At 33.5% G+C, this 26,032-nt stretch carries 30 protein-coding genes and 2 pseudogenes; 9 read left to right on the forward strand and 23 right to left on the reverse strand.

From position 1 onward, the window contains the following. Window positions 1–72: 72 nt before the first annotated feature. Window positions 73–2,124, reverse strand: coding sequence for a GspE/PulE family protein (locus ACN4EE_RS14890; RefSeq protein ID WP_431707250.1), 2,052 nt, complete (start codon window positions 2,122–2,124; stop codon window positions 73–75). 831 nt (window positions 2,125–2,955) lie between these two features. On the opposite strand from ACN4EE_RS14890, the gene pstB reads away from it, so the two are divergent. After that, a complete protein-coding gene (pstB, locus tag ACN4EE_RS14895) occupies window positions 2,956–3,765 on the forward strand; it encodes a phosphate ABC transporter ATP-binding protein PstB (protein WP_431707251.1) in 810 nt (269 codons plus the stop codon). A gap of 90 nt (window positions 3,766–3,855) precedes the next feature. Here pstB and ACN4EE_RS14900 read toward each other — a convergent pair whose 3' ends face one another. From ACN4EE_RS14900 to gatA, 13 genes and pseudogenes are all read right to left on the reverse strand, one after another. Continuing rightward, entirely contained in the window at window positions 3,856–4,467 is a 612-nt protein-coding gene (locus tag ACN4EE_RS14900; RefSeq protein ID WP_431707252.1) for a YchJ family protein, read from the reverse strand. A gap of 101 nt (window positions 4,468–4,568) precedes the next feature. Further along, window positions 4,569–6,359, reverse strand: a complete 1,791-nt coding sequence (locus ACN4EE_RS14905; RefSeq protein ID WP_431707253.1) for a DUF262 domain-containing protein — start codon at window positions 6,357–6,359, stop codon at window positions 4,569–4,571. A gap of 182 nt (window positions 6,360–6,541) precedes the next feature. Continuing rightward, window positions 6,542–6,883: a XisI protein gene (locus ACN4EE_RS14910; RefSeq protein ID WP_431707254.1), complete on the reverse strand. Its 342-nt coding sequence runs from the start codon at window positions 6,881–6,883 to the stop codon at window positions 6,542–6,544. Next, window positions 6,868–7,287 (reverse strand): annotated as a pseudogene (locus ACN4EE_RS14915) (XisH family protein). Before ACN4EE_RS14915 ends, ACN4EE_RS14910 begins: the two are co-directional and overlap by 16 nt. Window positions 7,288–7,299: 12 nt before the next feature. After that, the gene (locus tag ACN4EE_RS14920; protein WP_431707255.1) at window positions 7,300–7,557 is read right to left on the reverse strand and encodes a hypothetical protein; all 258 of its coding nucleotides are present in this window, start codon (window positions 7,555–7,557) and stop codon (window positions 7,300–7,302) included. Window positions 7,558–7,753: 196 nt separating this feature from the next. Next, the gene (locus ACN4EE_RS14925; RefSeq protein ID WP_431707256.1) at window positions 7,754–8,095 is read right to left on the reverse strand and encodes a XisI protein; all 342 of its coding nucleotides are present in this window, start codon (window positions 8,093–8,095) and stop codon (window positions 7,754–7,756) included. Beyond that, window positions 8,083–8,502, reverse strand: a complete 420-nt coding sequence (locus ACN4EE_RS14930) for a XisH family protein (RefSeq protein WP_431707279.1) — start codon at window positions 8,500–8,502, stop codon at window positions 8,083–8,085. The genes ACN4EE_RS14925 and ACN4EE_RS14930 overlap by 13 nt, the downstream gene beginning before the upstream one ends. A gap of 40 nt (window positions 8,503–8,542) precedes the next feature. Beyond that, the gene (locus ACN4EE_RS14935; protein ID WP_431707257.1) at window positions 8,543–8,878 is read right to left on the reverse strand and encodes an element excision factor XisI family protein; all 336 of its coding nucleotides are present in this window, start codon (window positions 8,876–8,878) and stop codon (window positions 8,543–8,545) included. After that, entirely contained in the window at window positions 8,863–9,090 is a 228-nt protein-coding gene (locus ACN4EE_RS14940) for an element excision factor XisH family protein (protein WP_431707258.1), read from the reverse strand. Before ACN4EE_RS14940 ends, ACN4EE_RS14935 begins: the two co-directional genes overlap by 16 nt. Before the next feature lie 69 nt (window positions 9,091–9,159). Then, window positions 9,160–9,588 carry a hypothetical protein gene (locus ACN4EE_RS14945; protein WP_431707259.1) on the reverse strand — a complete coding sequence of 143 codons (429 nt, stop codon included), beginning with the start codon at window positions 9,586–9,588 and terminating at the stop codon, window positions 9,160–9,162. A 225-nt stretch (window positions 9,589–9,813) separates the two neighbouring features. Further along, the gene (locus ACN4EE_RS14950) at window positions 9,814–10,155 is read right to left on the reverse strand and encodes a XisI protein (protein ID WP_431707260.1); all 342 of its coding nucleotides are present in this window, start codon (window positions 10,153–10,155) and stop codon (window positions 9,814–9,816) included. Then, window positions 10,143–10,328, reverse strand: coding sequence for an element excision factor XisH family protein (locus ACN4EE_RS14955; RefSeq protein WP_431707261.1), 186 nt, complete (start codon window positions 10,326–10,328; stop codon window positions 10,143–10,145). The genes ACN4EE_RS14950 and ACN4EE_RS14955 overlap by 13 nt, the downstream gene beginning before the upstream one ends. A 64-nt stretch (window positions 10,329–10,392) precedes the next feature. Then, entirely contained in the window at window positions 10,393–11,841 is a 1,449-nt protein-coding gene (gene gatA, locus ACN4EE_RS14960) for an Asp-tRNA(Asn)/Glu-tRNA(Gln) amidotransferase subunit GatA (RefSeq protein WP_431707262.1), read from the reverse strand. Window positions 11,842–12,119: 278 nt separating this feature from the next. Here gatA and larC point away from each other — a divergent pair, with 278 nt between their 5' ends. Next, entirely contained in the window at window positions 12,120–13,307 is a 1,188-nt protein-coding gene (gene larC, locus ACN4EE_RS14965; RefSeq protein WP_431707263.1) for a nickel pincer cofactor biosynthesis protein LarC, read from the forward strand. Window positions 13,308–13,444: 137 nt separating this feature from the next. On the opposite strand, the gene ACN4EE_RS14970 is transcribed toward larC, so the two are convergent. Continuing rightward, window positions 13,445–13,666: a type II toxin-antitoxin system HicA family toxin gene (locus ACN4EE_RS14970; RefSeq protein ID WP_431707264.1), complete on the reverse strand. Its 222-nt coding sequence runs from the start codon at window positions 13,664–13,666 to the stop codon at window positions 13,445–13,447. After that, window positions 13,666–13,905: a type II toxin-antitoxin system HicB family antitoxin gene (locus ACN4EE_RS14975; RefSeq protein ID WP_431707265.1), complete on the reverse strand. Its 240-nt coding sequence runs from the start codon at window positions 13,903–13,905 to the stop codon at window positions 13,666–13,668. The genes ACN4EE_RS14970 and ACN4EE_RS14975 overlap by 1 nt, the downstream gene beginning before the upstream one ends. 551 nt (window positions 13,906–14,456) lie before the next feature. Between ACN4EE_RS14975 and def the strand changes: the two genes are divergently transcribed. Together def and ACN4EE_RS14985 are read left to right on the forward strand one after the other, a co-directional pair. Further along, window positions 14,457–15,017: a peptide deformylase gene (def, locus tag ACN4EE_RS14980; RefSeq protein WP_431707266.1), complete on the forward strand. Its 561-nt coding sequence runs from the start codon at window positions 14,457–14,459 to the stop codon at window positions 15,015–15,017. Between the two features lie 137 nt (window positions 15,018–15,154). After that, complete coding sequence (locus ACN4EE_RS14985) at window positions 15,155–15,508, forward strand: YbaB/EbfC family nucleoid-associated protein (protein WP_431707267.1); 354 nt, start codon at window positions 15,155–15,157, stop codon at window positions 15,506–15,508. Window positions 15,509–15,575: 67 nt separating this feature from the next. On the opposite strand, the gene ACN4EE_RS14990 is transcribed toward ACN4EE_RS14985, so the two are convergent. Both ACN4EE_RS14990 and ACN4EE_RS14995 read right to left on the reverse strand, forming a co-directional pair. Then, window positions 15,576–16,052, reverse strand: a complete 477-nt coding sequence (locus tag ACN4EE_RS14990) for a hypothetical protein (RefSeq protein WP_431707268.1) — start codon at window positions 16,050–16,052, stop codon at window positions 15,576–15,578. Window positions 16,053–16,133: 81 nt separating this feature from the next. After that, window positions 16,134–17,168, reverse strand: coding sequence for a hypothetical protein (locus tag ACN4EE_RS14995; protein ID WP_431707269.1), 1,035 nt, complete (start codon window positions 17,166–17,168; stop codon window positions 16,134–16,136). Window positions 17,169–17,357: 189 nt separating this feature from the next. Here ACN4EE_RS14995 and ACN4EE_RS15000 point away from each other — a divergent pair, with 189 nt between their 5' ends. Beyond that, complete coding sequence (locus ACN4EE_RS15000; RefSeq protein ID WP_431707270.1) at window positions 17,358–17,963, forward strand: hypothetical protein; 606 nt, start codon at window positions 17,358–17,360, stop codon at window positions 17,961–17,963. 87 nt (window positions 17,964–18,050) lie between these two features. Here the strand turns inward: ACN4EE_RS15000 and ACN4EE_RS15005 are convergent, their stop codons facing one another. From ACN4EE_RS15005 to ACN4EE_RS15015, 3 genes are all read right to left on the reverse strand, one after another. Further along, window positions 18,051–18,956 (reverse strand): CoB--CoM heterodisulfide reductase iron-sulfur subunit B family protein, encoded by a 906-nt coding sequence (locus ACN4EE_RS15005; protein ID WP_431707271.1) that lies wholly within the window; start codon window positions 18,954–18,956, stop codon window positions 18,051–18,053. A gap of 136 nt (window positions 18,957–19,092) precedes the next feature. Beyond that, window positions 19,093–19,719 (reverse strand): RES family NAD+ phosphorylase, encoded by a 627-nt coding sequence (locus ACN4EE_RS15010; protein ID WP_431707272.1) that lies wholly within the window; start codon window positions 19,717–19,719, stop codon window positions 19,093–19,095. Continuing rightward, on the reverse strand, window positions 19,713–20,330 hold the full coding sequence (locus ACN4EE_RS15015; protein ID WP_431707273.1) for a helix-turn-helix domain-containing protein: 618 nt from the start codon (window positions 20,328–20,330) through the stop codon (window positions 19,713–19,715). The genes ACN4EE_RS15010 and ACN4EE_RS15015 overlap by 7 nt, the downstream gene beginning before the upstream one ends. 172 nt (window positions 20,331–20,502) lie before the next feature. Between ACN4EE_RS15015 and ACN4EE_RS15020 the strand changes: the two genes are divergently transcribed. Then, entirely contained in the window at window positions 20,503–21,621 is a 1,119-nt protein-coding gene (locus ACN4EE_RS15020) for an FAD-dependent oxidoreductase (RefSeq protein ID WP_431707274.1), read from the forward strand. Between the two features lie 68 nt (window positions 21,622–21,689). Here the strand turns inward: ACN4EE_RS15020 and urtE are convergent, their stop codons facing one another. Together urtE and urtD are read right to left on the reverse strand one after the other, a co-directional pair. Next, window positions 21,690–22,391, reverse strand: a complete 702-nt coding sequence (urtE, locus tag ACN4EE_RS15025; protein WP_431707275.1) for an urea ABC transporter ATP-binding subunit UrtE — start codon at window positions 22,389–22,391, stop codon at window positions 21,690–21,692. Window positions 22,392–22,810: 419 nt separating this feature from the next. Then, window positions 22,811–23,542, reverse strand: a pseudogene (gene urtD, locus ACN4EE_RS15030) (urea ABC transporter ATP-binding protein UrtD); the annotation flags it as partial. A 213-nt stretch (window positions 23,543–23,755) separates the two neighbouring features. Between urtD and ACN4EE_RS15035 the strand changes: the two are divergent. The 3 genes from ACN4EE_RS15035 (at window position 23,756) to ACN4EE_RS15045 (ending at window position 25,958) form a co-directional block, all read left to right on the forward strand. Then, a complete protein-coding gene (locus tag ACN4EE_RS15035; RefSeq protein WP_431707276.1) occupies window positions 23,756–23,959 on the forward strand; it encodes a DUF2997 domain-containing protein in 204 nt (67 codons plus the stop codon). 60 nt (window positions 23,960–24,019) lie between these two features. Next, window positions 24,020–24,403, forward strand: coding sequence for a DUF1257 domain-containing protein (locus tag ACN4EE_RS15040; RefSeq protein ID WP_431707277.1), 384 nt, complete (start codon window positions 24,020–24,022; stop codon window positions 24,401–24,403). Between the two features lie 163 nt (window positions 24,404–24,566). Then, window positions 24,567–25,958, forward strand: a complete 1,392-nt coding sequence (locus ACN4EE_RS15045) for an SLBB domain-containing protein (protein ID WP_431707278.1) — start codon at window positions 24,567–24,569, stop codon at window positions 25,956–25,958. Window positions 25,959–26,032 lie beyond the last annotated feature (74 nt).

Raw genomic sequence — 26,032 nt, forward strand, 5'->3', positions numbered from 1 at the left:
CTCTTCCCCCTCTTCCCCCTCTCCCCCCTCTTATCTTCATCATTTTATATCGAACTCAGGTTATCTCCTGCCTTACTTGCCATCACCAAAACGAGGAGTCATACAATAAGGGCAGTCTAACCATTGTTGCTCTAATTCAGCATCACAGGTTTTACAAACTAGAGAGGTTTTGCGTTTTGCTTTTAATTCCGCTTCTAAACCAGAGTCTGTAAATGTTACCCGTTCCACTTCCTCTAAGGTAGTATGTCCTTGACGCACTAAGTTAAGGCTATAAGCCAAAATAGTTGTCATACCCTCTTCTACGGCGGCTTCTTTAATCATGTCGGTGGTTGCGCCTTGGTTAATGAGTTTTTCTAGTCTTTCACTCATCACCATAAATTCATAGACACCCACCCTTCCTTTATAACCGCTTCCGCCACATTTTGGACAAACAGTTCCATTGGCAGTTGCTGTTTGTAGGTTTTCCCCTGTTAAAGTTCTGGCACGATAGAAGGTAACTGATTCTTCATTGGATGCAGTCATGCCAAAACGGGCTAATTCTTCTCTGGTGGGGTTATAGGCTTCTTTACATTCACTGCAAACTCGACGCATGAGACGTTGAGCTAATACTCCTAATAACGCCCCAGAAATCATAAAGGGTTCAACTCCCATTTCATCTAAACGGGCGATGGCACCTGCTGCATCGTTAGTATGGAGGGTGGTTAATACCAAGTGTCCTGTTAAAGCCGCCTCGATCGCAGTTTTTGCGGTTTCAGCGTCTCTGGTTTCACCCACAAGGATAATATCAGGGTCTTGACGCATAAAAGCCCGTAGAATAGAAGCAAAGTTCATGCCTTTTTCTCTAATTACCTGCACCTGAGTAATACCCGGTAAAGCATACTCGATCGGGTCTTCTGCTGTACTAATATTCACACCCGGATCATTTCTTTCTGCCAAGACTGAGTATAAACTGGTGGATTTACCAGAACCTGTCGGACCTGTAACCAAAATTAAACCAAAAGGACGACTAGCAATATCTCGAACTTTATCTAAGGTTTCTTGATCACTAATTAAAAAGTCTAAACCTAACTGAGTTGCTGAGTTATCCAGAATCCGTAAACAGACTTTCTCCCCGTAACGACTAGGAAGGGTATTTACCCGAAAATCGACTTTTCTTCCCTGAAATATACGGCGAATTTTACCATCTTGAGGAAGTCGGCGTTCGGCAATGTCTAATTCTGCCAGAATTTTAAAACGAGCAGTAACGGCGGGAATAATATGCTTAGGCAACGTAAAATATTGACGCAGTACCCCATCTTTGCGTAATCGGACTCGGAAATTTTCTTCTTGAGGTTCAATATGAATATCCGATGCACCTTCTTGTAAAGCCTTGATTAAAATAGTATTTACTAATTTGATTACGGGTGCTTGGTTTGCCTCATTGGTAGAAGCCAAATCTCCTGCATCTTCATCATCAGCATCTTCTAGGCTATGATCTGCTAAGTCATCAACAATATCACTAACATCTGCTAATTTATCTAATTCTTTTTTCTTTTCTTTCGCTTCTTTTATTTTTTTTCGTTCTTTCTCCTCCTCATAATATTTAGCTAGTAATTTATCATAATCTTCTTCGGTAATGACGATTCTTTGTAGCCCTAATCCTTTAGAGCGTAATAATTTTTTCACATCGTCTAAAGCCTGTAAGTCATCGGGATTTACCATAGCGATAACTAAGACAGGAGGCTCACCATCAATACGTTGCAAAGGTACTAATTTATGACGGCGACAAAGCTGTATCGGCAAAACGGATTCGATTAACTCCGTCATGTGTTCGGAAGCAATCTCATCGGATTCAGGATCAACACAGTCCACACCATAGAGAATTTTTAGTTCAAAAAGATGATGTTGTTTATATTGACGAACTAATTCAGGAGATAATGCCCTTTGAGTTAATTGTTCTAAAACTTTAACTAAAGGTTTTTTGGTATTTCTAACTTCTACCAGTGCTTTTTTTAGTTGTTCTTTGTCAACATAACCTGATTGAACTAATTTATTGCCAAAGGGATTAAAATAGTCGGGACTGACAAGAGCGGTTCTCAGTTTATCTTGTTTTTGGGTGGCTGTAGAAAGAGGACTTTGAGTCATAATATTTTCTTGATATTTGTTTTAAGGGGAGATTTTTAACAAATGATTAGTAATAATAAATAGTTGGGTATATAAAATAATTTTACGGTAAATTAAGTTCATCAAATATTTATAAGCGATGATGGATTTAAGTTTACTGATTGAGAGAGGGAAAAGGGAAGGGGGAAGAGGGAAGAGGGAAAAGGTAAACATTTGAGTCATTTTCAATACTTAGTAACTGATGTTACGCAAAAATAGAATTAGTTGTTGATTGGAGGTGTCAGGTTTCAGGTTTAAAAATCAAAAAAATTCAGACTCTTCTAGAGTAGTCATGCCAAATTAATAGAAAATAATTAATATAAATTTTATCACCTATAGCTTTGATTATTTTAAAAATGCAATTGTTATAAATTAACAGTTTGAATTTAACCTAATACCTGCTACCTGATACCTGATACCTATTAAAATTTAACCCATGAGTGCGTAACGTCAGTTAGTAAAAAAAGTCAGTTAAATGCGTCTTAACTAAATTATCCCTTCGTTTTTAAGGATTGACTTTTCGAGGCTTTGAATTTTCAAGAATTTTTCTGTTGTTAATCTTATCTTAACTTCTAGTGTTCAAATAAGAATTATAATTAGTGTTATATCCCCCTATTAATAATTGTAATGAATTGATCTTAATAGTGAAAATTAACGTCCTTGTGCATTGGTTAAAAAAAATCAGGGTTTTGCAAATTGCTTGATGTCTTTTAAGAACCCAATATCCTGATCATTGCCCACGTCTAAAGGAAGTAACTCTATTCGATCGATCTTGATTATCTTATTAAATTTATATTAACTTAAATAATGATTATGAGTAATTTATCTTCTGCTGATGTCATGGATGAGGCAGTTTTAAGGGCTGAAAATGTCGATGTTTATTATGGCTCTCATAAAGCTGTTGCCGGAGTAAATTTAGATATTCCTACAAATAAGGCGATCGCATTTATTGGTCCTTCTGGTTGCGGTAAAAGTACCATTTTAAGATGTTTTAATCGCATGAATGACTTAGTTTCTAGTGCGAAAATTCAGGGTAGAATCACCTTTCGTGGTAAAAATATTTATAGTAGTAACGTTGATCCTGTCAAACTTAGAAGTAGTATTGGCATGGTATTTCAAAAACCTAATCCTTTCCCTAAATCCATTTATGAGAATATTGCATGGGGTGCAAGAATAAACGGTTATAAGGGTAATATGGATGATTTAGTGGAGCAGTCTTTGCGAAAATCGGCTTTATGGGATGAAGTAAAAGATAAATTAAGGCAAAGTGGTTTAGCGTTATCGGGTGGACAACAACAGCGCTTATGTATTGCTCGTACGATCGCCATTCAACCTGATGTTATCTTAATGGATGAGCCTTGTTCTGCATTAGACCCTATTTCTACTTTAAAAGTGGAAGAATCGATTCACGAACTAAAACGCAATTATACCATTATTATTGTTACCCATAATATGCAACAGGCTTCACGGGTGTCAGATTATACGGCTTTTTTCAATGCGAAAAGTGTTGATGGTGGCAGTGGCAAATTGGGTTATCTGGTGGAGTACGATCGAACTGAAAATATCTTTCAAAATCCAGTCGAACAAGCTACTCAAGAATACGTCAGTGGACGATTTGGATAAAATTAAGAATTAAGAATTAAGAATTAAGAATTTAAAAATGCGCCATATCTCGATCGATCACCCCCCACCTCACAAAAAGTGCATCTTTTTTTATCTAAGTTTACCGTGACATTGTTTAAACTTTTTGCCACTGTTACACCAACAAGGTTCATTTTTTTTAGGTTGAATAGGTGGTAGAATCTCTCCATCAGTGTAAAACCATTTACCTTTTTCCTTGATAAAATTCGATCGTTCGTGCAGTTGAGCTACGGACTTTCCTTCTTGATATACTGCCATAAACTCAACAATACCTGTTTCATCCTCAGATTTGCCTCCTTCGGTGTAAAGTACAGTTAAACCAAGCCATCTAAGACTGTTTGCTGTAACAGTAATCATCGATCGACTATTTGAATTACGGTAGTTAGGATGTTCTGTATTAAATAGGTAATCTATATTTTTGAGATAATAAGCACAATAGCGCGATCGCATTAATTTCTCGGCGGTAGGTGCAGATAATTGCCCTTGTAAATAGACATCACAACATTGATTTAATGGTTTTTGACTTCCACACGGGCAAGGCATCGAAGAAAGATTATGATTAGAAATAAACATGATTAAACGTTGATTAATAGCTAGTGGAAAAATAGTTTGTGAAAATGTTTTAAATATATAATTAGTTAAAATAACACTGAGACAGTTAGAAAAATTATGTATGGTGGGCATTGCCTACCAATCAAGATTTTTGAAAATTTTTAATATTATTAAACTGTTTCATTCTTATTTTTAATGACTATAACCTAACCGACGTGCTAGGGGAGATAGCTTTAAAGAACATCTAAACTCCAAACTTTCATGGCAATATTTACTAATATTTCTTGCCTTTTTTTAATAGAATTATGATCCCATATATCAAAATTAGTAAGACAAAGATCACTCATTGCACGATTTAATTGTGTGTTATTTCCAATAAACATTTTTTCAGCTAAAGTTCTGGTGATTAAGATTTTTGATTGTCTATATCCATCTATTTTATCTTTATAGTCCTTATCAGAAATTGAACTATTGATTGTTTTTTCAAGCAGTGTTAAATTCCCTAATTTTCCAGAATCTGGATGAGCATGAGATTTAGGTAAAATATGTTCAATTGTTATTGATTTGTCTAGGTAAAAATAGATTGACTCTGAATGACCAAAAGATTTTTCTTCCACATATTGATTGATTTTTGCCAGAAGATATTTTAAACGGTATTTGGCTAGATTTGAACCAGATGTTTGCATTATAGATTCTCTAAAATCTTCTTTTAATTCTTTTAGTTCAGGAATAAAAAATTTACTAATAAATAATTCCAAATCTTCATTATTTTTAACTTCTCTTAAACTTCTTGACCATAAAGCAAAATCACGATTAATATAGAAATCTTTTCTTCTAGTTTTGCGGGTAATTGAAATAATAAAAAGGAAATTTTCAGTATAATACGATAATTTTTCAAAAAGAGATTTTTCTAAAAAACGTCCTGCTAATAATAAAATTAAATGTCCTTTTACTCTACCTTGTACTTTACTGATAGCTTCTAAATATTTATTATTTGAACCATCAATATTTTTTCCCTGAATAAATTTACAATAATGTTCTGCGGCTAAAATCAAATTATCTAGGAATTTAAGTGGTTCAGTTTGAACTCCAACTTTTTCTCCTTGTTTTAAAAACCAATCATAAATTTCTTCTTCGGGAAAAGTATTAGATAAATCTACTTTATAATGAGACATTAGATAATGCCGTAAAAACTGTAATGGTTGCTGTTTATTTTCGTAAAGTAATTTTAGTAGCTCTTCCCATTTTTTAGTTAAAGATTGCCAATGACGATCTCTATCTTTATCCTTAACAGTATGAATAAATAAATAATTTTTTAGTAAATCAACAGGGGTTAAGCCAATTCCTCTTTCGTTTATTGTTTCAAAAACTTTTAAGGCATTTTTTAAATTAGGTGTTTCAATTCTAATCAGTTTAGTTCTATTAGCGATCACCGTTGAAAATTTTTTGTAAACTTTTACATCTTCTTCTAATTTATCAGCTAAAAATTTGTCAATTGTTTTTCTGGCTTTGACTAAATTATCTGCTGAAGGAGAAGATTCTAGTAATAATTTCTCAATAGTTTTTCCTAAAAGATAATAACTGAAAATTTTTTGTCCAGAACTGTCATATTGAAGTGATAGGCGAGGTTTGTCAATATCTTCACCCGTTTCCGCATTTTGAACAGTTCCCTGTAAGTAATTTTCTATTGCTTTTGAATTATCTCCTAGTTTTTGAATCAAATCTCTAATAGAACAAAAAATAAGATAAATTGTAGTTAATCTTTGTTGACCATCTATAAGTTGAAAAGTTTGTTTATCATTATTAGAATCGGGATAAACAACGATTGATCCTAAAAAATATTCAGTTTTATTGATGTTTTCCTCTTCAAAGCCTAATCCCTCGTATAAATCTTCAAGTAACTTCTGAACCTGATCTTTTTGCCATACATATTCACGTTGAAAATCAGGAACAATATAAAAATCCTTAAATATATCTGCAAGACTTAAATTACTTGATTCAATGTTAGGAGTATTAAACATCATTGATTATTTAATAATTTTATTAACAATAAGAGTGAGCCTTTAACTCTCCCTAATCTTAATCTTAATACTATTTAGCTCCGACTGGCATACCTAAAATGTCTTCAATTTCGTGCCATCTCTTCTAAAGCAATTACTCACCCTTGAAAAGATCGATTTTCTCGGATATGATTATAATAACTAATTTAAGCTACAGCAAAATCGGTATATTTACGAGTTTCGGGATCATGAAAAGCTAACACAATATCTTCTTTTGGTACACCTTCTCTTAATAATTCGTTGGCAATACCTTCTTCTGTCCAATCTTCTTCAATATATATTTTCTCATTTTTAATGCGAATATGAACATGAGTTGATTTTAGTCGTTTATCTTCTTTCCAATCAACTGTTAACCAAAGATAGTGATCGTGAGTTTCATCAAATACTAAACAAGTCTCAGTATTATAATCAGGTGATTTATGAACTAACTGATCATATTCTGTTAAAATATTTTTAACTAATTCTCGATATTTTATAATTTTATCCATGAGATAATCTCCTCTTTTTTATCATTAAAAACAATAAAGTTAAGTTGATGACGTTTAATAACAGGTTGGATTGATTTTCTTTGAAAGAAAGAATTGAAAACAGCACTTCTCACAGCTAAATAAAGCTCATAATTTTTGTTAGAAAATTCCAGAAAATCACGATACAAAAGATATTACCCCAACGCATTTTGAAAATCATTCATGGGTGAAGGATTAAGAAAACTCTTAATTTCTACTACGATTATACGTTTTTGTTGTTCAGGTAATAAAGTTTTTTCAGCTAATAAATCAGCATAAAGATTATCGTCTTCATATTCAACCGTGTAAGGATCAGCTAAAATTTTCCAACTATCTTTTATTAAAGCATTTTTACAGGAATCATGATAAATATCTTTTTTTGGCATTTTCCTCTTTTTTCAGATACGATCGACATCATCAGCACTTTCTAATTCATCGGAAATTAACTCTTGTAAATCTCGATCGCAGTGAGAATTAAGATGGATTGTTGAGGTTAATAATTCTACTAAAATATCTCCTTTTTGATTGTCAGTTAGATTAGATAATTGTAGTTGATTAATTAAAGAAATTACCGTTTGACATTCCTCTTTTAACTCTACAATTAAATAGTTTAAAGTAGAGTTTTTGATGTTAATTTTTCTTTCAGTTATTTGCATTATTTTTACCTAATCTTTTTAATGCTTGTTCAATTCCTTTCTCAAAGGCTTTAATTTATTTTTTGCCAATCGTTGATTAATCCTTGATCTGGATAATCTTTTTTTAATTTAATTCTAATCTAATTTTTTCTTGATGTTCAGTAATTCGATTTTCTAAAGATGAAATTGCTTTTTTAAAATGATTTTTTCCCATAATTTAAGCTACAGCAAAATCGGTATATTTACGAGTTTCAGGATCATGAAAAGCTAACACAATATCATCTTTTGATACGCCTTCGGTTAATAACTCTGTAGCGATTCCTTCTTCTGTCCAATCTTCCTCAATATATATTTTCTCATTTTTAATGCGAATATGGATATTAGTGTTATTAATTCTTTTTTTATTAACCCAATCCACAGACATCCATAGATAATGATCATGAGTTTCGTCAAAAATTAAGCAGGTTTCATATTTTTTCTGAGCTGAACGATTCGCAAGATAATCATGTTCAGTTAAAATTTTTTTAATTACATTTCGATAATTAATTAACTTATCCATTGGACAATTTCCTCCTTGTCTGTGTTAATTACCAGTAAAGCAACTTGATTTAATTTCACCACTGCTTTAATTGATTTTCTTTGAAAAAAAGAATCATAAATTTCATCTTTAATAGCAAGATAAATTTCCTGATATTCATCTTGCGCTAATTGAATTAAATTACGATAAAATATATATTGTCCTAAAGCTAACTCAAAATCTTTCATAAGTGAAACACTAATAAAACTTTTAATTTCAATAATAATTTTACGTTGTTTTTGTGTTTCTGAAATCAGCTTTTCAACGGCTAAATCTGGATAAAGTTCTACATCCTCATATTCTAAAGGATAAGGATCGGCTGTAATCGTCCAACCATCTTTAATTAAAGCATTTTTAACCGCATCATGGTAAATATCTTTTGCCATTATCCTCCTTTTTCAATTAATTTAATTGGTGGGCAATGCCCAATTATACTGGCATACTTAAAATATCCTCAATTTTCGACATTTGTTCAACCTCTGTGATAATATCTCTATAATCAATTCCCCCTTGAATAAGAATGTTTGTTAATCCTTCCTCAAAATTATCATCTTCTATTATTATTTTATCGTCTATTAAACGGGCATGAAATAATATTTGGTCTTGCCAAGATTCTTTTTGCCAACCTGTCATAATAATTAAAAAATGCCCCGTATCTCGATCGCACACAGAACTAATTTTCAAATTTTGTAATCGTGGTTGAATAGCTGATTGTTTTCTTAAAACTTGAGTTAAAATATCAGCATATTTTATTGATTTATCCATTGTAAAATATCCTCTTTTTGTGAGTCAAAATCTTTAACTTCAACCGCAATTTTTTTATTATTTTTTTCTGCTGTAAAGAATTTTTCAGCACCTAAATCAGCTTTGAGTAAGGTATTTTCCAAAACTAAAATTAAAGGATCATCAGTAATCTTCCAATCATCTTTTTCTAAAGCATGACGCAAGGATAAATGTAAACTGTCTCTTTTTGACATTATTTTATCTCAAAACATACTTAAAAATGTAGATATTATTTGTAGTTCGATTATGCTTACACAAAATCTTCAATTACCAGAAACTTTAATATGCAATCTTCCTTGAGGATCTATTTCTACCTCGGCTTGATGTTTATTATCCAATAAAATGGCTGATACTGTTCCAGCCGTTAAACCAATTGCACCGCCAACAACAGCACCCGGAATAAGACCGAAAAACCCTCCTATTCCTGCCCCCATAGCTGTACTACCCAAAACAATCAATGCTTTTAAATTTAAACCAACTGGTGCAATACTACTAGGAATAAAAACGCCTGTAACGGCATTAGTCCAAACACCAGTTCTATGATATTCTAATTCAAAAATTTGTTTTAACCGAGGTGGTAAATCAGAAAATCTATTATAGTCAGTAATTATTTCAATTCCTGTCCCTAATTTTAAACATTCTACTAATTTTTGATAAAATTCTTCAGTCTCAGCAAAAACTAATTTTTTCATAATTCTTTCTCAAAACAACCTAAAGACAGGTGAGTCAATTAAGACCCTCCCAATCATATTATCAATTATACAGGCATACCTAAAATGTCGTCAATTTTTGGTATATCTTCTCAGGGAATTACTTGCCCTTCATCCTCAAAATTGTCGATTTCATTAAAGTTTAAATAACGGTATAATTCGCCCTTGAAAGGATCGATTTTTTTAGACACGACTATCATAACCAATTTAGGCTACAGCAAAATCAGTATATTTACGAGTTTCGGGATCATGAAAAGCTAACACAATATCTTCTTTTGGTACACATTCTCTTAATAATTCGTTAGCAATACCTTCTTCTGTCCAATCTTCTTCAATATATATTTTCTCATTTTTAATGCGAATATGAACTTGAATATTTCTGATTTTTTTCTTACCTTCCCAACCCATAAATAGCCAAAAATATTGATCATGTATTTCATCAAAAACAAGACAACTTTCTTGATCTAAATTTGCAGAACCAGAAACCCAATTATGATATTCTGTTAATATCTTTTTGATAGAATTACGATATTTTTCTAATCTATCCATTGTAAAATTTCCTCCCGTTCCATTTCAATAACAATCAAAAGTAATTGATTTATTTGAGCAATATCTTGAATAGACTCTCGTTTAAAGAAGTTTTCATAAACACTATCCTTAATTGCCAGATAAACTTGATATTCGGGTAAGGTAGGCAATGCCCACCCTACAATTAGACTCAAATTCGATCGAGCAATACGCAATAGTGAAATGAAAATACCTTGCCTATCTATTTATTTTTTTATATTAGGATAAACTGGGAGTTTTGTTGTGCCAATCGGTGGCTTGTTGATAGGCGTAACCCACTTTAAATAACACATCTTCCCTTAAGACATTACCAATTAACTGCATTCCAATGGGTAAATTTTGCTCATCAAATCCGCAAGGAATGCTCATGCCGGGTAAACCTGCTAAATTGACAGGGATAGTCATTAAATCCGATAAATACATACTAAGGGGATCATCGGTTTTTTCTCCAGCTTTAAAGGCTGTAGTTGGTGCGGTGGGAGAAATTAATACGTCCACATCAGCAAAGGCGTTGTCAAAGTCTTCTTTTATGAGGGTACGGACTTTTTGCGCTTTGAGGTAATAAGCATCATAGTAACCTGCGGATAAGGCATAAGTACCTAACATGATACGGCGTTTGACTTCTGCTCCAAATCCTTTGGCTCTAGTACGGGTGTACATTTCAAGGAGGTTCTCGGATTCTTCTCTTATGCCATATTTAACGGCATCGTAACGGGCGAGGTTGGCGGAGGCTTCGGAAGGGGCAATGATATAATAAATGGGCAATCCGTAGCGAAAACGAGGGCAGGAAATCTCTTTTACGGTTGCTCCCAATCTCACTAATTCTTGCACGGCTCGATCGACCGTCTGTGCTACAATATCGTCTAGTCCTTCCCCGAAGGTTTCTTTAATAATGCCAATTTTTAAGCCTTTTAAGTCAGTGGAGAACGATCGAGTATAATCAGGTATTTCGATGTTTAAACTGGTAGAATCTTTCTTGTCGTACCCTGCGATCGATTGCAGTAAAATAGCAGTATCTTCTACAGTATGGGCAAAAGGACCGATTTGATCAAGAGAGGAAGCATAGGCAACTAAACCGAAACGGGAGACTAAACCGTAGGTAGGTTTTAAACCCACAACACCGCATAAAGAAGCTGGTTGACGAATCGAACCGCCTGTATCCGAACCTAATGATACCACACATTCGTTAGCGGCAACGGCGGCGGCAGAGCCTCCAGACGAGCCTCCCGGTACTCTGGTTATATCCCAAGGGTTAGCAGTTACTTGATAGCCTGAGTTTTCCGTTGAGCTTCCCATAGCAAACTCATCTAAGTTAGTTTTACCTAAAATTACGGCGCCTTGATCTCTTAATTTTTGGGTGACGGTGGATTCATAACTAGGAATGAAATTTTCAAGGATACGGGAAGCGCAAGTGGTGGGGATGCCTTTTGTTGACATATTATCTTTAATGGCGATGGGGATGCCTTCTAAAATGCTGATGTCTTCTCCCCTAGCGATTTTTTCATCGACTTGTTTCGCTGTTTCTAAGGCTAATTCTTTGGTAACGCACAAAAAACTCTTAATTTGTGGCTCAAGACGATCGATCGTGGTTAAATATTCTTGAGTAATTTCTAGGCTCGATCGTTGTTTGCTTTTAATTTGTTGATGTAATTCTTTAATGGAAGCCATGAATAAATATTTTTTCTACTATTTTTGTATAGGTTTTATCAGCATTTTTATTAACATTTACAATACCACATTTCACTAACGTTTTATTTTCAACACTTGTGATCATAATTTTGTCCATGTATATGATAAAGCTAGTTCAGAGATTGTTTGCAGTTAATATTCTGAGTCTTGATATTGTTATCTTTATTAATTCACTATCATTTTTATCTTAGTCAAACTATTATATAGTTATCACAGTTTTCTAATTCTTTAATCTTTTTTTCGTTCTTACTGATAACATGGAAACTATTGCTTATTTACAATGTCCAACGGGTATTGCAGGAGATATGTTTCTAGGGGCTTTAGTTTCGATCGATGTTCCCTTAGAATATATTGATAATGCCTTAAAAAGTCTTAATTTTGATGAAGAATATACTTTAATACAAGAAAAAGTATTAAGACAAGGACAAAGCGCTACAAAAATTCATGTTGACTTAAAACATCATCACCATCACCATCATCGTCATTTACCAGACATTGAAAATCTCATCCATCAGGGAAACTTACCCCCCCAAGTGAAAGAAAATAGTATCGCCATTTTTCGACAATTAGCCCAAGCAGAAGCGAAAGTGCATAATATTTCCCCTGAAAAAGTCCATTTTCACGAAGTCGGGGCAACCGATGCCATTGTGGATATTGTTGGCACTTGTTTAGGCTTAGATTATCTCAAGATTGATAAATTATACTGCTCGGCTTTGCCCACTGGAGGAGGTACAATCAAAGCATCCCATGGTATTTTACCAGTTCCTGTTCCTGCCGTCCTCGAATTGTGGCAATATCGACAAATTCCCGTATATAGCAACGGTATTGAAAAAGAATTAGTAACTCCCACTGGTGCGGCGATTGTTACCACTTTAGCAGAAGATTTTGGCAATCCTCCCCCTATGAAGTTAAAGAAAATGGGTTTTGGTGCTGGAAGTAAGGATTTTTCCATACCCAATATTTTGAGGTTGTGGTTAGGGGAAAGAGAGACTACCGATAATTTAGAAACCATCGCCGTTTTGGAAACCCAGATAGATGACTGTAACCCTCAGATTTTTGCTTATTTATTAGAAGAATTGTTGAAAATTGGTGCTAAAGATGTGTTTACTCAATCTGTCACCATGAAAAAAAGTCGTTTAGGAATTTTGCTTACTGTTATTTGTGATGTAGAGAAAATTACTGATTGTGAAACTTTAATCTTTCGAGAAACTAGCACCATCGGGATTCGCCGTCAAATTCAGCAAAGAAAAGCCTTAGCCAGAGAAATTAAAACCTTTGCCACTCCCTACGGTGATATTAGAGTCAAAATAGCTAAAGATGGTCAAAAAATCTTGAATATACAACCTGAGTATGAAGATTGTTCGATCGTAGCCCATAAGTATAGCATTCCTTTAACAGAGATTTTGACGGAAGTTAAAAACATTGCCACCAATGAAATTATTTAGAGTAATTCATTATAAATATATTCCTCTGGATATTGCCAAATTTTATCTAAAGAAAATTGACTAGCTAACTGCTAAAATTGTTTTTTCTTCTTGATTAATGTCGTTTTCAATGCCTTCATCTTTAGCAATTTCTGTTACTAAATTTTAAGAAAAATATCTACGTCAATTTTGGCTTGTTTTAAAATATTTCTTAATGTACCTTCTTTTATTTCTCGATGGTGAGGAATCGTTGTTTTAGCTTTTGTTTCAGGATTAAACCAAATTTCATGATCTCCTTTGGCAGTACGATAAAATTCAAATCCTAATTTATTTAATTTTTGAGTAACTTTTTGATAAGAAAAACCTGATAGTCTGCCCATTATACCTCCATAAATAGAGGATATTCAAACACAGGAGGAATATCTTTAATGATATTTTTATTAGTGGTTTCTTGCTCTAATTCTAATAAAATTTTAGCTACATCTTGAGCAATTTTAATTACTTCTTCAATGGTTTTGCCTTCGGCAACTAAACCTTCTAAATCATCGCTAGTAGCCACAAAATATTCTTCTTTATTTTCTATAAACTTTTCGATTTTTAATCTAATTAAAGTTTTCATAATTTTCTCCTTTTTATTCTAGTCTGAGTCTAATTCTTTAACCATTTATTTCCCTATTTTCAGGGCGTAAAGGATCATTTTTAATTTGATTTAGTTTATTTTCCAGATAATTTAGATCACTATTAAGAAAGTCTTTTTTCTGAATAAAATAGACAAAAATTAAATGATTTAGCATTAAAGATGCGTACCATTATCGATCGAAGTCAACGATTATCGGCTCTATAAAACCTAAGAATTGACTATGTTTTTTCTTAAATTTATCATACTCAAAGTAGAAGAACCATATAAATTTTTTTAATCGAGAAGTTAAATTATTCCTATTATTTTATTATTTTTCTCTAGTAGAATAAGACTAACCTTGACCACATTTATAATTTTACCACCGTAGAACAGGCATCTTGCCTGTATTTTTGAAGATGTCTAAAGATTTAACGGGTTAGTATCAAATATTGTGAATTTTGCCTGAGTTCGATCGATCTGGTACAAAAATCAGGTTAAGATTTTAATATAGTCTCATATTGAAAAATATTATTTTAAAACATCATTAAAATATGAATGTAAGTTTAGTAGAAAAAGAAAAATTAGCTAAATCTCCCTTAGAAATGCACTATTTAGGGGATAAAGTATTGCGTCAACCAGCCAAAAGAGTTGCCAAAGTAGATGATAGCATTCGAGAATTGGTGAAACAAATGTTGCAAACCATGTATAGCGAAAATGGTATTGGTTTAGCTGCACCCCAAATTGGTATCCATAAACAAATTATTGTTATCGACTGTCAACCGGATAATCCTAATACTCCTGCTTTAGTACTTATTAACCCAGAAATCAAAAAAAGTAGTAAAGATTTATGCGTCATGGAAGAAGGATGTTTAAGTATTCCCAATGTCTTTTTAGATGTGGTGCGTCCGAGATCGATCGATGTGGTGTATAAAGATGAATTTGGTAAACAGAAAAAAATGAAAGCAATGGGTTTATTATCCAGAGTGATTCAACACGAAATGGATCATCTCAATGGAGTATTATTTGTCGATAGAGTGCAAAATAAATTCGCCTTAACCGAAGAATTAAACAAAAAAGGATTTTCTGTGTCCGCCGTGCAATCCATAAGCTAAGATAAGGGATTGCGTAGTCAAAGTATAGATTTTTTTGTGTCTTTGCGTCTTTGTAAGATACATTTGGGCATACTTTGATTTAACGAATGTTAAATTTGTTGTTAACCTAGTATATTGAAAATATCAACTAATAGAATATGAATAATCAAAAAGGACAAGGATTTGGTTTCGGCTTAGGTAAAATGAAAGAATTAGCCGCCGCCTTTCAAAAAGCCCAACAAATACAAGAAGATGCTAAAAATCTTCAAGCAGAATTAGAAGCTATGGAAATTGAAGCCCAAAGCGCGGACGGTTTTGTTATCGTTAAGGTGAGTGGAGATCAAAAACCCCTTAGTATAGATATTAAACCCGAAGCCTTAGTGGGTAAAAGCGCGGAAGAATTATCCGCTTTCGTCACTGCTGTTGTTAAAGATGCTCACCAAAAATCCACTGATATTATGAGAGAAAGAATGGAGTCTCTAACGGGCAATTTAGGCTTACCCGGAATGTAGAGAATTAGTGAATAGTGAATAGTGAATAGTGAATAGTTTTTAATTGTTAATTGTTAATTGTTAATTGTTAATTGCAATTTTTCTCTACTTCACTATAGATTTTTTTCCATTGTTTAAGTTGTTGCTCATTTTTGCTATCAATGGATTTGAGATGAGAGTTATCAGCATAAAAAATTTCGTTGGTTTTAGCTGTAATTCCTGCCTTTGAGCATTCAGTAATCTCTTTAAATGGTATAGGCGCATCGGGATCATTTTCTGTATTGCTACTTCCTACAGATTTTTTATTTGCTACTTCTGAATTAGATATTTCTTCTTTTTTCGTCTCGATGGTTTTTTGAACGGTTTTAGTCAGATTTTCTACCATTTCCGAAGGAGTCTTATCTGTTTTCTCTGAAGATTGATCTTTTTTGATTTCTTCTGCTTCTTTATCGTAGCTTGATTTTATATCCGCATTAATTTTTAAGTTTAATCCATCAAGGGCATCTCGATCGCACCCTACCAATAAAGTACTAAGGCTTAACATCACTAAAACAAAGATTTTCATATTTTTTCCTCACGAATAATAATTATCGATATTCTTAAATTTTGACACAATTTTCTGAATTATAAGAACTAGGCTTCAATCTTACTCATTATTCATGATTCTTAGGCGGATCATTTGTTCTCCGCCATCATCCAAACGAACTTCTATCACCTCACTGGTAAGTTTTTCTAAGCAACTTAAAAGCGATCGAAGGCTTGGTGTACTCGATCCTGTTTCAACGTATAATCGATCGGCAATGCTACCCAATTTTTTCCAGAGAGTATATAGTTTACCGACACTTTGCTCTAAATTCGTAGCTTGTTTGACTAAGTCAGCAGTGATGCTTAAACAGTCTAATCTCAAGGCTTCCTTTAAGGCTTCTTCTATATCCACGCTAGAATCTCTCAAAGTTTCAACCTGAATCGCTGAATCTAAATACTTCGATAAACTTTTAGCGGTGGAAGTCATTTGTTTAACGGTATCCACATCAGGATTCGCCTCTACTTCCTTGCGAATCTCGTCAATTTGCTCCTCTGGTAACTTCTCCAATTCCTTGACTAAAGGCGCTAGGTGACGGGGTGGTAATGAACCATCTACGGCTTTTTCTTTGATAATATCAGGTAATAAGTCCGAGTTCATGGCAGTATATTCATCGGTTAACTGCTTAACTTCTCGTCTGGTAATTCGATCGCCACTTTGCGCAGCTTCACTGACTAATTTTTGAATTTCTGGATCAGCTTTTGCGGTTTCCACAAACGCTCTTTTGCTAAAATTATTGATAGCATCGGGGTCTAAATTACCATCTTCTAATAGAGTATCTGCACTATTAGCTAACTGAATTAAAGCATAGGCTTGACTTTTGGTAATTTCCCTATTTTTTAACCAGTTTAAAAATCCTGTACCTCTACCTTCTCCGCCGTGTTTTTCTCTATCTCTCACGGTTCGTAAAATTCTACCACGCCAAATGTCTGTCTGTAAATCGAATCGATCGCACACCTTCCAGACATCATCGACTTTTTGTAGAAACTCCTCCTCTGCTATCCCCTCATCTTCGGGATTCGGTAAGTCAAAATCTAAATCGGGGGGGGTTGATAAAGCCTCAACAATATCGACTGTTGAAGGAGAAGTCTCTAACATAAATTGATATTCCTACCATTGAGCAAAAAAGTGACATTTTTATAAAATACCATTACTTGGGGACTGGTGAAAAATAAATTTCTTGGTATTTTCTCGAAAAAAATTTAACAAAAATCTTATATTTATCCTACAATAAAAATGGGGATTTAAAATTTAATCAGAACACTGTTTTATAAATCTAGTAAGATTATGCTACAATCCGTTCGATCGAGTGTTGCGACAAAATCAAAAAAAAAGATTGGAGAAATTTTGCTCGAAGCTGGGTTAATTTCTTCTGAACAACTTAAAATAGCTTTAGCGGTACAACGTCAATGTTTAGAATTAAGAGTTGGGGAAATTTTAGCTATTAAGGGATGGTTAAAACAAGAAACCGTAGATTTTTTCGTCAAAACCTGTTTAGAAAATAAACCCGTAACTTATACTCAAAATCAGCCCATTGGTTATTGTTTTGAAAAAGCTGGACTCTTGACACAAGAACAAGTAAATAATGTCTTAAAAGATCAAAAAAAATTAGGCATTAAATTTTGTTATTTAGCAGTTATGAAAGGATTTTTAAAGGAAAAAACAGCCGATTTTTTCTTAGAAAATATTACTACTAAAATTCCTGAAAATCCTATTGTATTTAATAATAAATTATCATCAGAAACCGTTATAGGAGATCCAAATTTGTACGAATCTATTAAAGATGAAGAAACTCTTATTACTGATTGTGATAGCAAAGAAAATTATAGCAATCAAAGTGATGATTCTCAAGATATAAACATCGAATATAGTCCTATTTGGATTGACGTTTAATATTAAATTAACTTAAATATTTACACAAAATGATAAAAAAACTGTTAGGTTGGGTTAAAAAATAAAACCCAACATCAATCACTAAAATTAATTAATAACTACTTTTTGCTGGAGTTTTTTCATAACTTTTTTGGTTGAAATCACATGATTATTTAAACCTAATTTTTCTGGCTCAATACCTAATGCTAAACCCACTAATTGAGGTAAATGTAAAATAGGAATATCTAATTTTTGATTGAGTAATTTAGCTACTTCAGGCTGTCGAGAATCCAAATTGAGATGACAAAGAGGGCAAGGAGTAACGATACAATCAGCGCCCTGATTAATGGCATCTAATAAATTTTTTCCTGCCATTTTAAAAGATTGTTCGGTAGCATAACTAGATAAAGGCCAACCACAGCATTTGATTCTACCCTCATAATAAACGGGAGTTGCCCCCAAAGTCATAAATACATTCTCCATAGATTGAGGGTTAAAAGGATTGTCGAAAGGGAGGTTTTTTTGCGATCGTAATAGATAACAACCATAAAACGAAGCACACTTTAACCCCGTTAAGGGTTTCACTACTTTTGCTTTTAAAGCATCTAAACCATAATCTCCCACTAACGCCCATAATATATGTTTGACTTGGGTTGTGCCTTGATAGGGGGAGCAATTTTCCTTTTCTAAAAAACCGTTAACCTGATGAAGATAATCAGGGTTGTCTTGTTGTGCCTGTTTGAGTCTTTCATCCACATGACCTATTACCCCTTGACAGGTGCTACAGTGAGTTAATAAGGGCAAATTGAGAGATTCTGCTAAGGCGATATTACGAGCGTTGATGGTATCTTCTAATAATTGAGAGTCTTCTTTATAAGTACCAGAGCCACAACAAGCGGCTTTTTTCAACTCGATTAATTCAATATCTAAAGCCTGAGTAATTGCCATAGTCGAGGTATGCAATTCTTTACAAGCACCTTGAGCAACACATCCGGGGAAATAGGCGTAACGCATAATTAAGTAATTAGTAATTAAATATTAGTCAATAAATCTTGAATCACTTATTAATTCTACATTGCATGAATGCTTTTGCCTCCTAACTGCTTTTTTCCTAATCGATCGATTTTTTCATCATATCCTATTCAATTCATTAAGGAATAAAAATCAAATTATTATCTAGTGCTATCCGTTGAATATGCGATCGTAATCTAATATTATCTAATCTGATAATTTGCTCCTGATTACAACTTAAATCATTTTCTGCTCTTTCGTAAAGTGCGATCGCTTCCTCGTCGTTATGGGCATTAAAGTAGATAATTCCGTCTATTTTTCGATAAATTTCCTCATTTTCATAAAAATATCTTGACCATTTTTGAGAAAGCTCTCTATCGGCGGTTTTTGCTAACGCTGACACCGAACCTGCTCTCATAGCACCACTACCTCTAATATCCAATAATAGTAAAGGACGAGTTGACTGTACGATCGAAACCCATTGTTGTTGAATATCAATGACACCACTATCCCCAAAATATTCAACAATGCAACTGGATAAAGTAAAAGCAGTGTAATAAATTCCCCTTTGTGCATCTAATTGAGGTTTTTTATCACTGCGTTGATGATCAAAACGATGTAATGCGCCAAAATAACGAAAAGTAAGGGCTTGAGTCTTATACTTAGTAGTGGGATCAAAAATCCTTACTAATTCACTATTAGCAGGTAAATGGTAAAAAAGAGGATTGGGCTTGTTTTTAGGCGGTGGTGAGGCAATAACTACCAACTAGCATCTCCTCCCATAGCTTCTACAATGACTCTAGTTTTTAATCCTTGTTTTAGGGCTTCCACAGGAGTTAAACCATCTAAAACAGGTGAGGGGCGCATAAACCAGTTAAGTTTAGCAAATTCTGAATTAATCGATAAATTTTTCAGCACTTCTGATAAACCATCAATCACCCCATCCGCGCCTTCCGCATCAAATTGCCATATCGGAAATTTCCACTGCCCATTATCTCGCACTGCCAATAAACTTTTATTTTTTACTCTATCATGGGGAGTTTGTCGAGAAGTCCCTAGTAATTTAGCTACTTGAGTAGTAGTAAAAGAATTAGATAATAATTCCCGACGGCGTTCAAAATATTGTTGTAAGGTTGTTAATTCTAATTCAATTTTTTCTGCTGGAGTATAACTATAACCGTTAGTTAATTTTTCGATGATTCGATCGTTCTCTGTAGTGCTTACGATTTTGTCTTTATCGGTTGTTGATGTCGATCGAACTTCTATATTTTTTTTAATTTTAGCTATGCTACTCACTAAAATATTCTGTTCATCAGTGGCTAAAATTTCTAGTAAATGAGCATATTCTGACGCTTCTTTTTCAATGGTTGCAATCATAATTATATTTCTCCTGTAAGAGATGTCAATAACTATAGTTTGGCATTTTAGGTAAGAGATGTCAAGAGGAAAAACTTTAATTATACGTTGTCTTATAGTATTTTGATGAGGGGAGATGTTAAGTTTTAGACTGGTAGCGGTAATTAATAGGATACGAACAAAAAATAATTTTATGGTTAATTTAGTATTAGTGGGAGGTGGTCATAGTCACTCGATCGTGCTTAAATTATGGAGTAAAAAGAGGTTATCAGGGGTAAAAATAACTTTAATTAGTAATGTCAAAAATACTCCTTATTCGGGGATGTTACCTGAATATATTAATGGTTTTTATAGTTATGAAGAAAGTCATATTAATTTAGTCAAATTAGCAGAAATTGCAGGGATAAATTTAATCATTGATGAAGTAGTTAATATCGATGCAGATGAGAAAATAGTTAGTTGTAAATCAGGGTTAAGAATAGGTTTTGATGTTTTATCTTTAAATATTGGTAGTAGCCCTGAAAAGAGTCAAATTGAAGGTGCAAATTTATATGCTATTGCTATTAAACCTATCCCTTTATTTTTGAAAAAGTGGCTTCAAATTATTGATTTAGCTCATAATAATCCTGATAAAAAAATGATTTTTACTATTATTGGAGGGGGAGCAGGTGGTGTAGAATTAGCTTTAAATATTCATCATAAATTAATTAACATTATCTCGATCGAAAATTTAACCATTAATTTAATTCATCGTGGTAAAAGAATCACATCTAATTATGATGTGTCTATGAGTGAAAAGTTAACTAAAATTTTAGACAAAAATCACATTAACATTTATCTTAATGAGGTGGTTAAAAGTATTGATAGTCAAAAAATTACTCTATTTTCAGGTAAAAATATTGATTCAGATTATACTTTTTTAGTCACTCAAGCCTCCGCCCCAATCTGGTTAAAAAATAGTTCGATCGAAACCGATACAGAAGGTTTTATTATGGTAAAAAATACCCTTCAAAGTGTTAACTATCCTTATATTTTTGCTTCTGGAGATATTGCGAGTATAATAGATTATCCCTGTGCAAAAGCAGGAGTTTTTGCGGTAAAACAAGGTATGCCTTTATATCAAAATTTATGTAATTTTTTAACAGAAAAACCTCTTAAATTATATTATCCTCAGAAAAAATATTTAAACATTATTGGTACGGGTAATAAAAATGCTGTGGCAAATTGGGGTAATATTTCCGTACAATCTCCCTTAATATGGTATTGGAAAAAATATCTTGATCATAATTTTATGAAACAATTTCCCCATTGACAATGAAAATTAAATAATTTAGTCAGTCATTGCGAGGCACGAAGCAATCTTTTATAGCAAACTATAAATTAGACTGCTAAAAATTCTTGAATAACTCTTTGGCTTAATTGACTGGTTAAACCAGAGGCAACAATACCGCCTTTTTGCATGGCATAATATCGATCGGCTTGACGGACAAAATGTAAATGTTGTTCTACTAAAAGAACAGAAATACCAGTTTCTCTAATAATCTTTTTCACTGCTGATTCAATCTCTAAAATAATGGAAGGTTGAATACCCTCCGTTGGTTCATCTAAAAGCAGTAATTGAGGTTTTCCCATTAATGCCCTTGCTATAGCTAATTGTTGTTGTTGTCCACCGCTCAAGTCGCCTCCCATGCGATTTAGCATAGTTTTTAAGACAGGAAATAACTCGAAAATTTCCGCAGGAATTTCTTTTTTTACTTTGACATTTTTGGGGATTGCTTCTAAACCTAAAATCAAGTTTTCTTTGACAGTTAAACGAGGAATAACATCCCTTCCTTGAGGCACATAACCGATACCTAATTTAGCGCGTTGATCTGTGGTAACTTTATCAATAACTCTATCCTTAAAATTAATTTCTCCTGTGCGAGATTTTAATAACCCCATAATGGTTTTTAACAAAGTAGTTTTACCTACCCCATTGCGTCCAATTAAACATACCATTTCACCACTATTGATACTTAAATCCACATCTCTTAAAATGTGACTTTCTCCGTAATAAACATTTAAACTTGATAAATTTAACATAATAATAATACTTTTAATAGGTTTGTAGTGAGGGCTTTAGCCCTTGTCTATTGTGTGACAACTCGATCGATCACTTCTTGGGGTAAATTAAGCAATTCTAATAACTCTTGATAAACGATATTTTCTAACTCATTAATACCGTGATTGCTAATAATTTGATAACTTAATTGTAAAACTTTTTCCTTTTCTTCCTGAGTTTCTAACAAAGGAATTAAATCCGTTAAAGGGATATTTTCTCCTAAAAAGTTAACTAATTCTTCCTTTAATTGCAATTCATCTTCTTCGGAAGTAGCAAATTGTTTACTTAAATTAGTGATAATTATATTCTGTTCTTCGGGAGTTAAATTAAAATCCGCCCAAGCCATAGTCGCTGCAATGCGCACTATCACAATCTCATCTCTTTCTAAGGAGGTTTCTTGTCCTAAATATACTTCAATTACACGGGGATCGTTTTGTATTTCATTCATCGTACCTTCACATAATACCGTACCTTGATGCAAAACCGTTACTTGTTTAGCAATTTGGCGCACAAATTCCATATCATGCTCAATCACAATAATAGAGTGATTTTCAGCTAAAGCTAACAGCAGATTACCGACATTTTCCGTTTCTTCATCGGTTAAACCAGCGACAGGTTCATCTACTAATAATAAATCAGGAGACTGCGCTACTAACATTCCAATTTCTAACCGTTGTTTTTCTCCGTGAGATAATAAAGAGGCTTGGAAATCAGCTTTTGCAGTTAAGCCGATGGTTTCGAGTAAACTAACAACACTGCGTTTATCTTCTGCTGTGGGTTTATTAAATAGGGTAGAAAAAACATTTTTGGTTTTGTTAGCAACTAAATCTAAATTTTCTCTTACTGTTAGGTTTAAATAAACTCTTGGGGTTTGAAATTTTCGCCCAATTCCCATTCTTGCGATTTGATGTTCACTTATTTTACGCAGATTTTTGCCTTTAAAAAAAACATTTCCTTCTGTGGGTTGAACTTTACCCGTAATGACATCTAAAAAGGTGGTTTTTCCTGCTCCATTAGGTCCTATAATTACTCTTAATTCACCTTTATTCATTTTGAATTTGAGATGATTTAGGGCTTTAAAACCGTCAAAACTTACGGTTAAATCATCAATTTCTAATATAGTTTCACTCATTAGTTATCTATCAATATTTAGGCTTATTTCCCATAGCTTAACTAATATAATTGTCAGGGTTAATAATTTTCGGTAATAGTTGATACAAAAAGAAGGTCGAATGAAGAATGAAGAATTAACACCCTAAGTCCTAATTTTTACCGCCATGACAAAGAAAATGTAAAATTAATTATTAATAGATTTTGAAGACAATCCACAAGGAGAAAAGCAATTATGTCGATCGAAACATTAGAATTTATTATCTTTCCTGATGGTAGAGTGCAAGAGAAAGTCACGGGAATCATCGGAAAATCTTGTGAGGAAGTCACTAAGGCGATCGAATTACAATTAGGTCGAGTTATAGCACAAGAGAAAACGGGAGAATATTATGAAGAAAAAATATCAATAAATAACTCCATTCCCAATCAAAATTGGTAAACTTTTATGTATAAATCTCATTTTTTGTAAGATTAAATTAAGTTTAGTAACAGAAATCTTATGTCACACTTTAGCAGTATCAAAACCCAAATTCGGAATATTAATTCTTTAAAAGCCTCTTTAGGAGATTTAGGAATTAACTGGAAACAAGGACCATCAACCGTTCGTGGTTATCAAGGCAAAACTAGCCAAGCAGAAATTGTGATCGAACAAGAAAACAACTATGATATTGGTTTTAGTTGGAATGGTCAAGAATATGAGTTAGTAGCTGATTTACAATACTGGCAACAGCCTTGGACTGTTGATGGTTTTTTACAGCGTGTGACTCAAGGTTATGCTTTACATACGGTTTTAACGGAATCTTCTCAACAAGGCTTCTCTGTCACTGAGAAACAAAAAAATGAAGATGGTAGTATTCGCTTAGTTGTAAGCCGTTGGAGTTAATCTTCACAAAGACTTTGAAGATGGGAAGACAAAGAGAAGGAAGGGGTGCTATCCACCATTTTGTAACTTAAATCTGAGATTTAGTAAATCTTCTCACTTTTTAGTTACACTATAAAAAACTTACATAAGTGAGCCTCCCTCTCGGTTTTTCCATAAAATAGCTATGAATCAAAAAACTATATTAACTGTTCTTCTCAATATTCCCATACTATTATTATCTGTTCATCACACTTCGGCACAAATTCCTTCCTTATCAGATAGTGAGGTGGTGTATTCAGAAAATGCGTCTGGGTTTTTACCAGCAGTTAAGCCCTACACTTTAGGTTCTGGTGATATGATTGGGGTAAGTGTTTATGGTTTATCGGATCAAGGTGGAGAAGTAAAAGTGATGAATGATGGTACAATTTCTCTACCTCTTATCGGTACTTTTACCGTTCATAATAAAACTGTTTCCGAAGTTCATCAACTTTTAACAAGAGAATACTCTAAATATATTAAACGTCCAGTCGTAACGGTTACTCTTTTGGCACAAAGACCATTACGATTAGCCATTGCAGGAGAAGTCAACACCCCCGGCAGATATACCTTTCAGACAGATTTAAAAGAGACAAAAAATCCGAAGGTGACTGATTTATTAGCAAAGGCTGGAGGGTTAACGGTGTCTGCTAATGTGCGAGAAATTCAACTGCGACGACGGGAAACTGAAGGAGAAAGAATTTATACCCTTGATTTTTGGCAACTTTTACAACAGGGTGATTTAAGGCAAGATGTGGATTTAAAAGACGGAGATGTTATTGTTATCCCGAAACAAGAAGAAATCAACACAAGGGAATATCGTCAACTAGCATCTGCTAATTTTGGCATTAAATATGCACAGCCTCCGAATGTTACTATTGTAGGAGAAGTTAACCGCCCAGGGGCTTATACTATCCCCATTGATAATGCACCGCCACGACTTACGATCGCACTGAAACATGGAGGAGGTATTAGAGATATGGCGGACATTCGAGAGATAAGGGTAAATCGTATCACTAGAGACGGGGAAGAATTGAATATCAAAGTTAACCTATTAGAGATGTTGGAAACGGGGGATATAGGTAAGGATATTGTTTTACAGGATGGAGACACAATTTTTGTACCCAAGGCTGAAGAATTGTCGGCTTCGGATGCTCAAACTATTGCTAGGGCAAACTTTTCTCCTGATGCCATTACCGTTAATGTGGTAGGATCGGTTAAGAATCCGGGGGCGTTGAAAATTAGTCCTAATAGTTCTTTAAATACTGCTATTTTAGCTTCAGGTGGTTTTGATGAACGCCGTGCTAACGATCGAACCATTCAGTTAGTGAGGGTTAATCCCAATGGTACAGTAACAAAAAGAGATATAACTGTCAATCTTAGTGCCGAAGTTAATGAAGAAACGAACCCCATTTTAAAGAATAATGATGTTATTATGATCGATCGAAATAGTGTAGCAGAGTTTAATGATGGTATAGGCTCAATTTTAGCACCCATTGGGCGATTTATTCCCTTCCTGAATATATTTAGTATATTTTAATAATGAATAATGAATAATGAATAATGAATAATGAATAATGAATAATGAATAATGAATAATGAATAATGAATAAT

This window comes from Geminocystis sp. CENA526 (genome assembly GCF_050753365.1).
Taxonomy (GTDB): domain Bacteria; phylum Cyanobacteriota; class Cyanobacteriia; order Cyanobacteriales; family Cyanobacteriaceae; genus Geminocystis.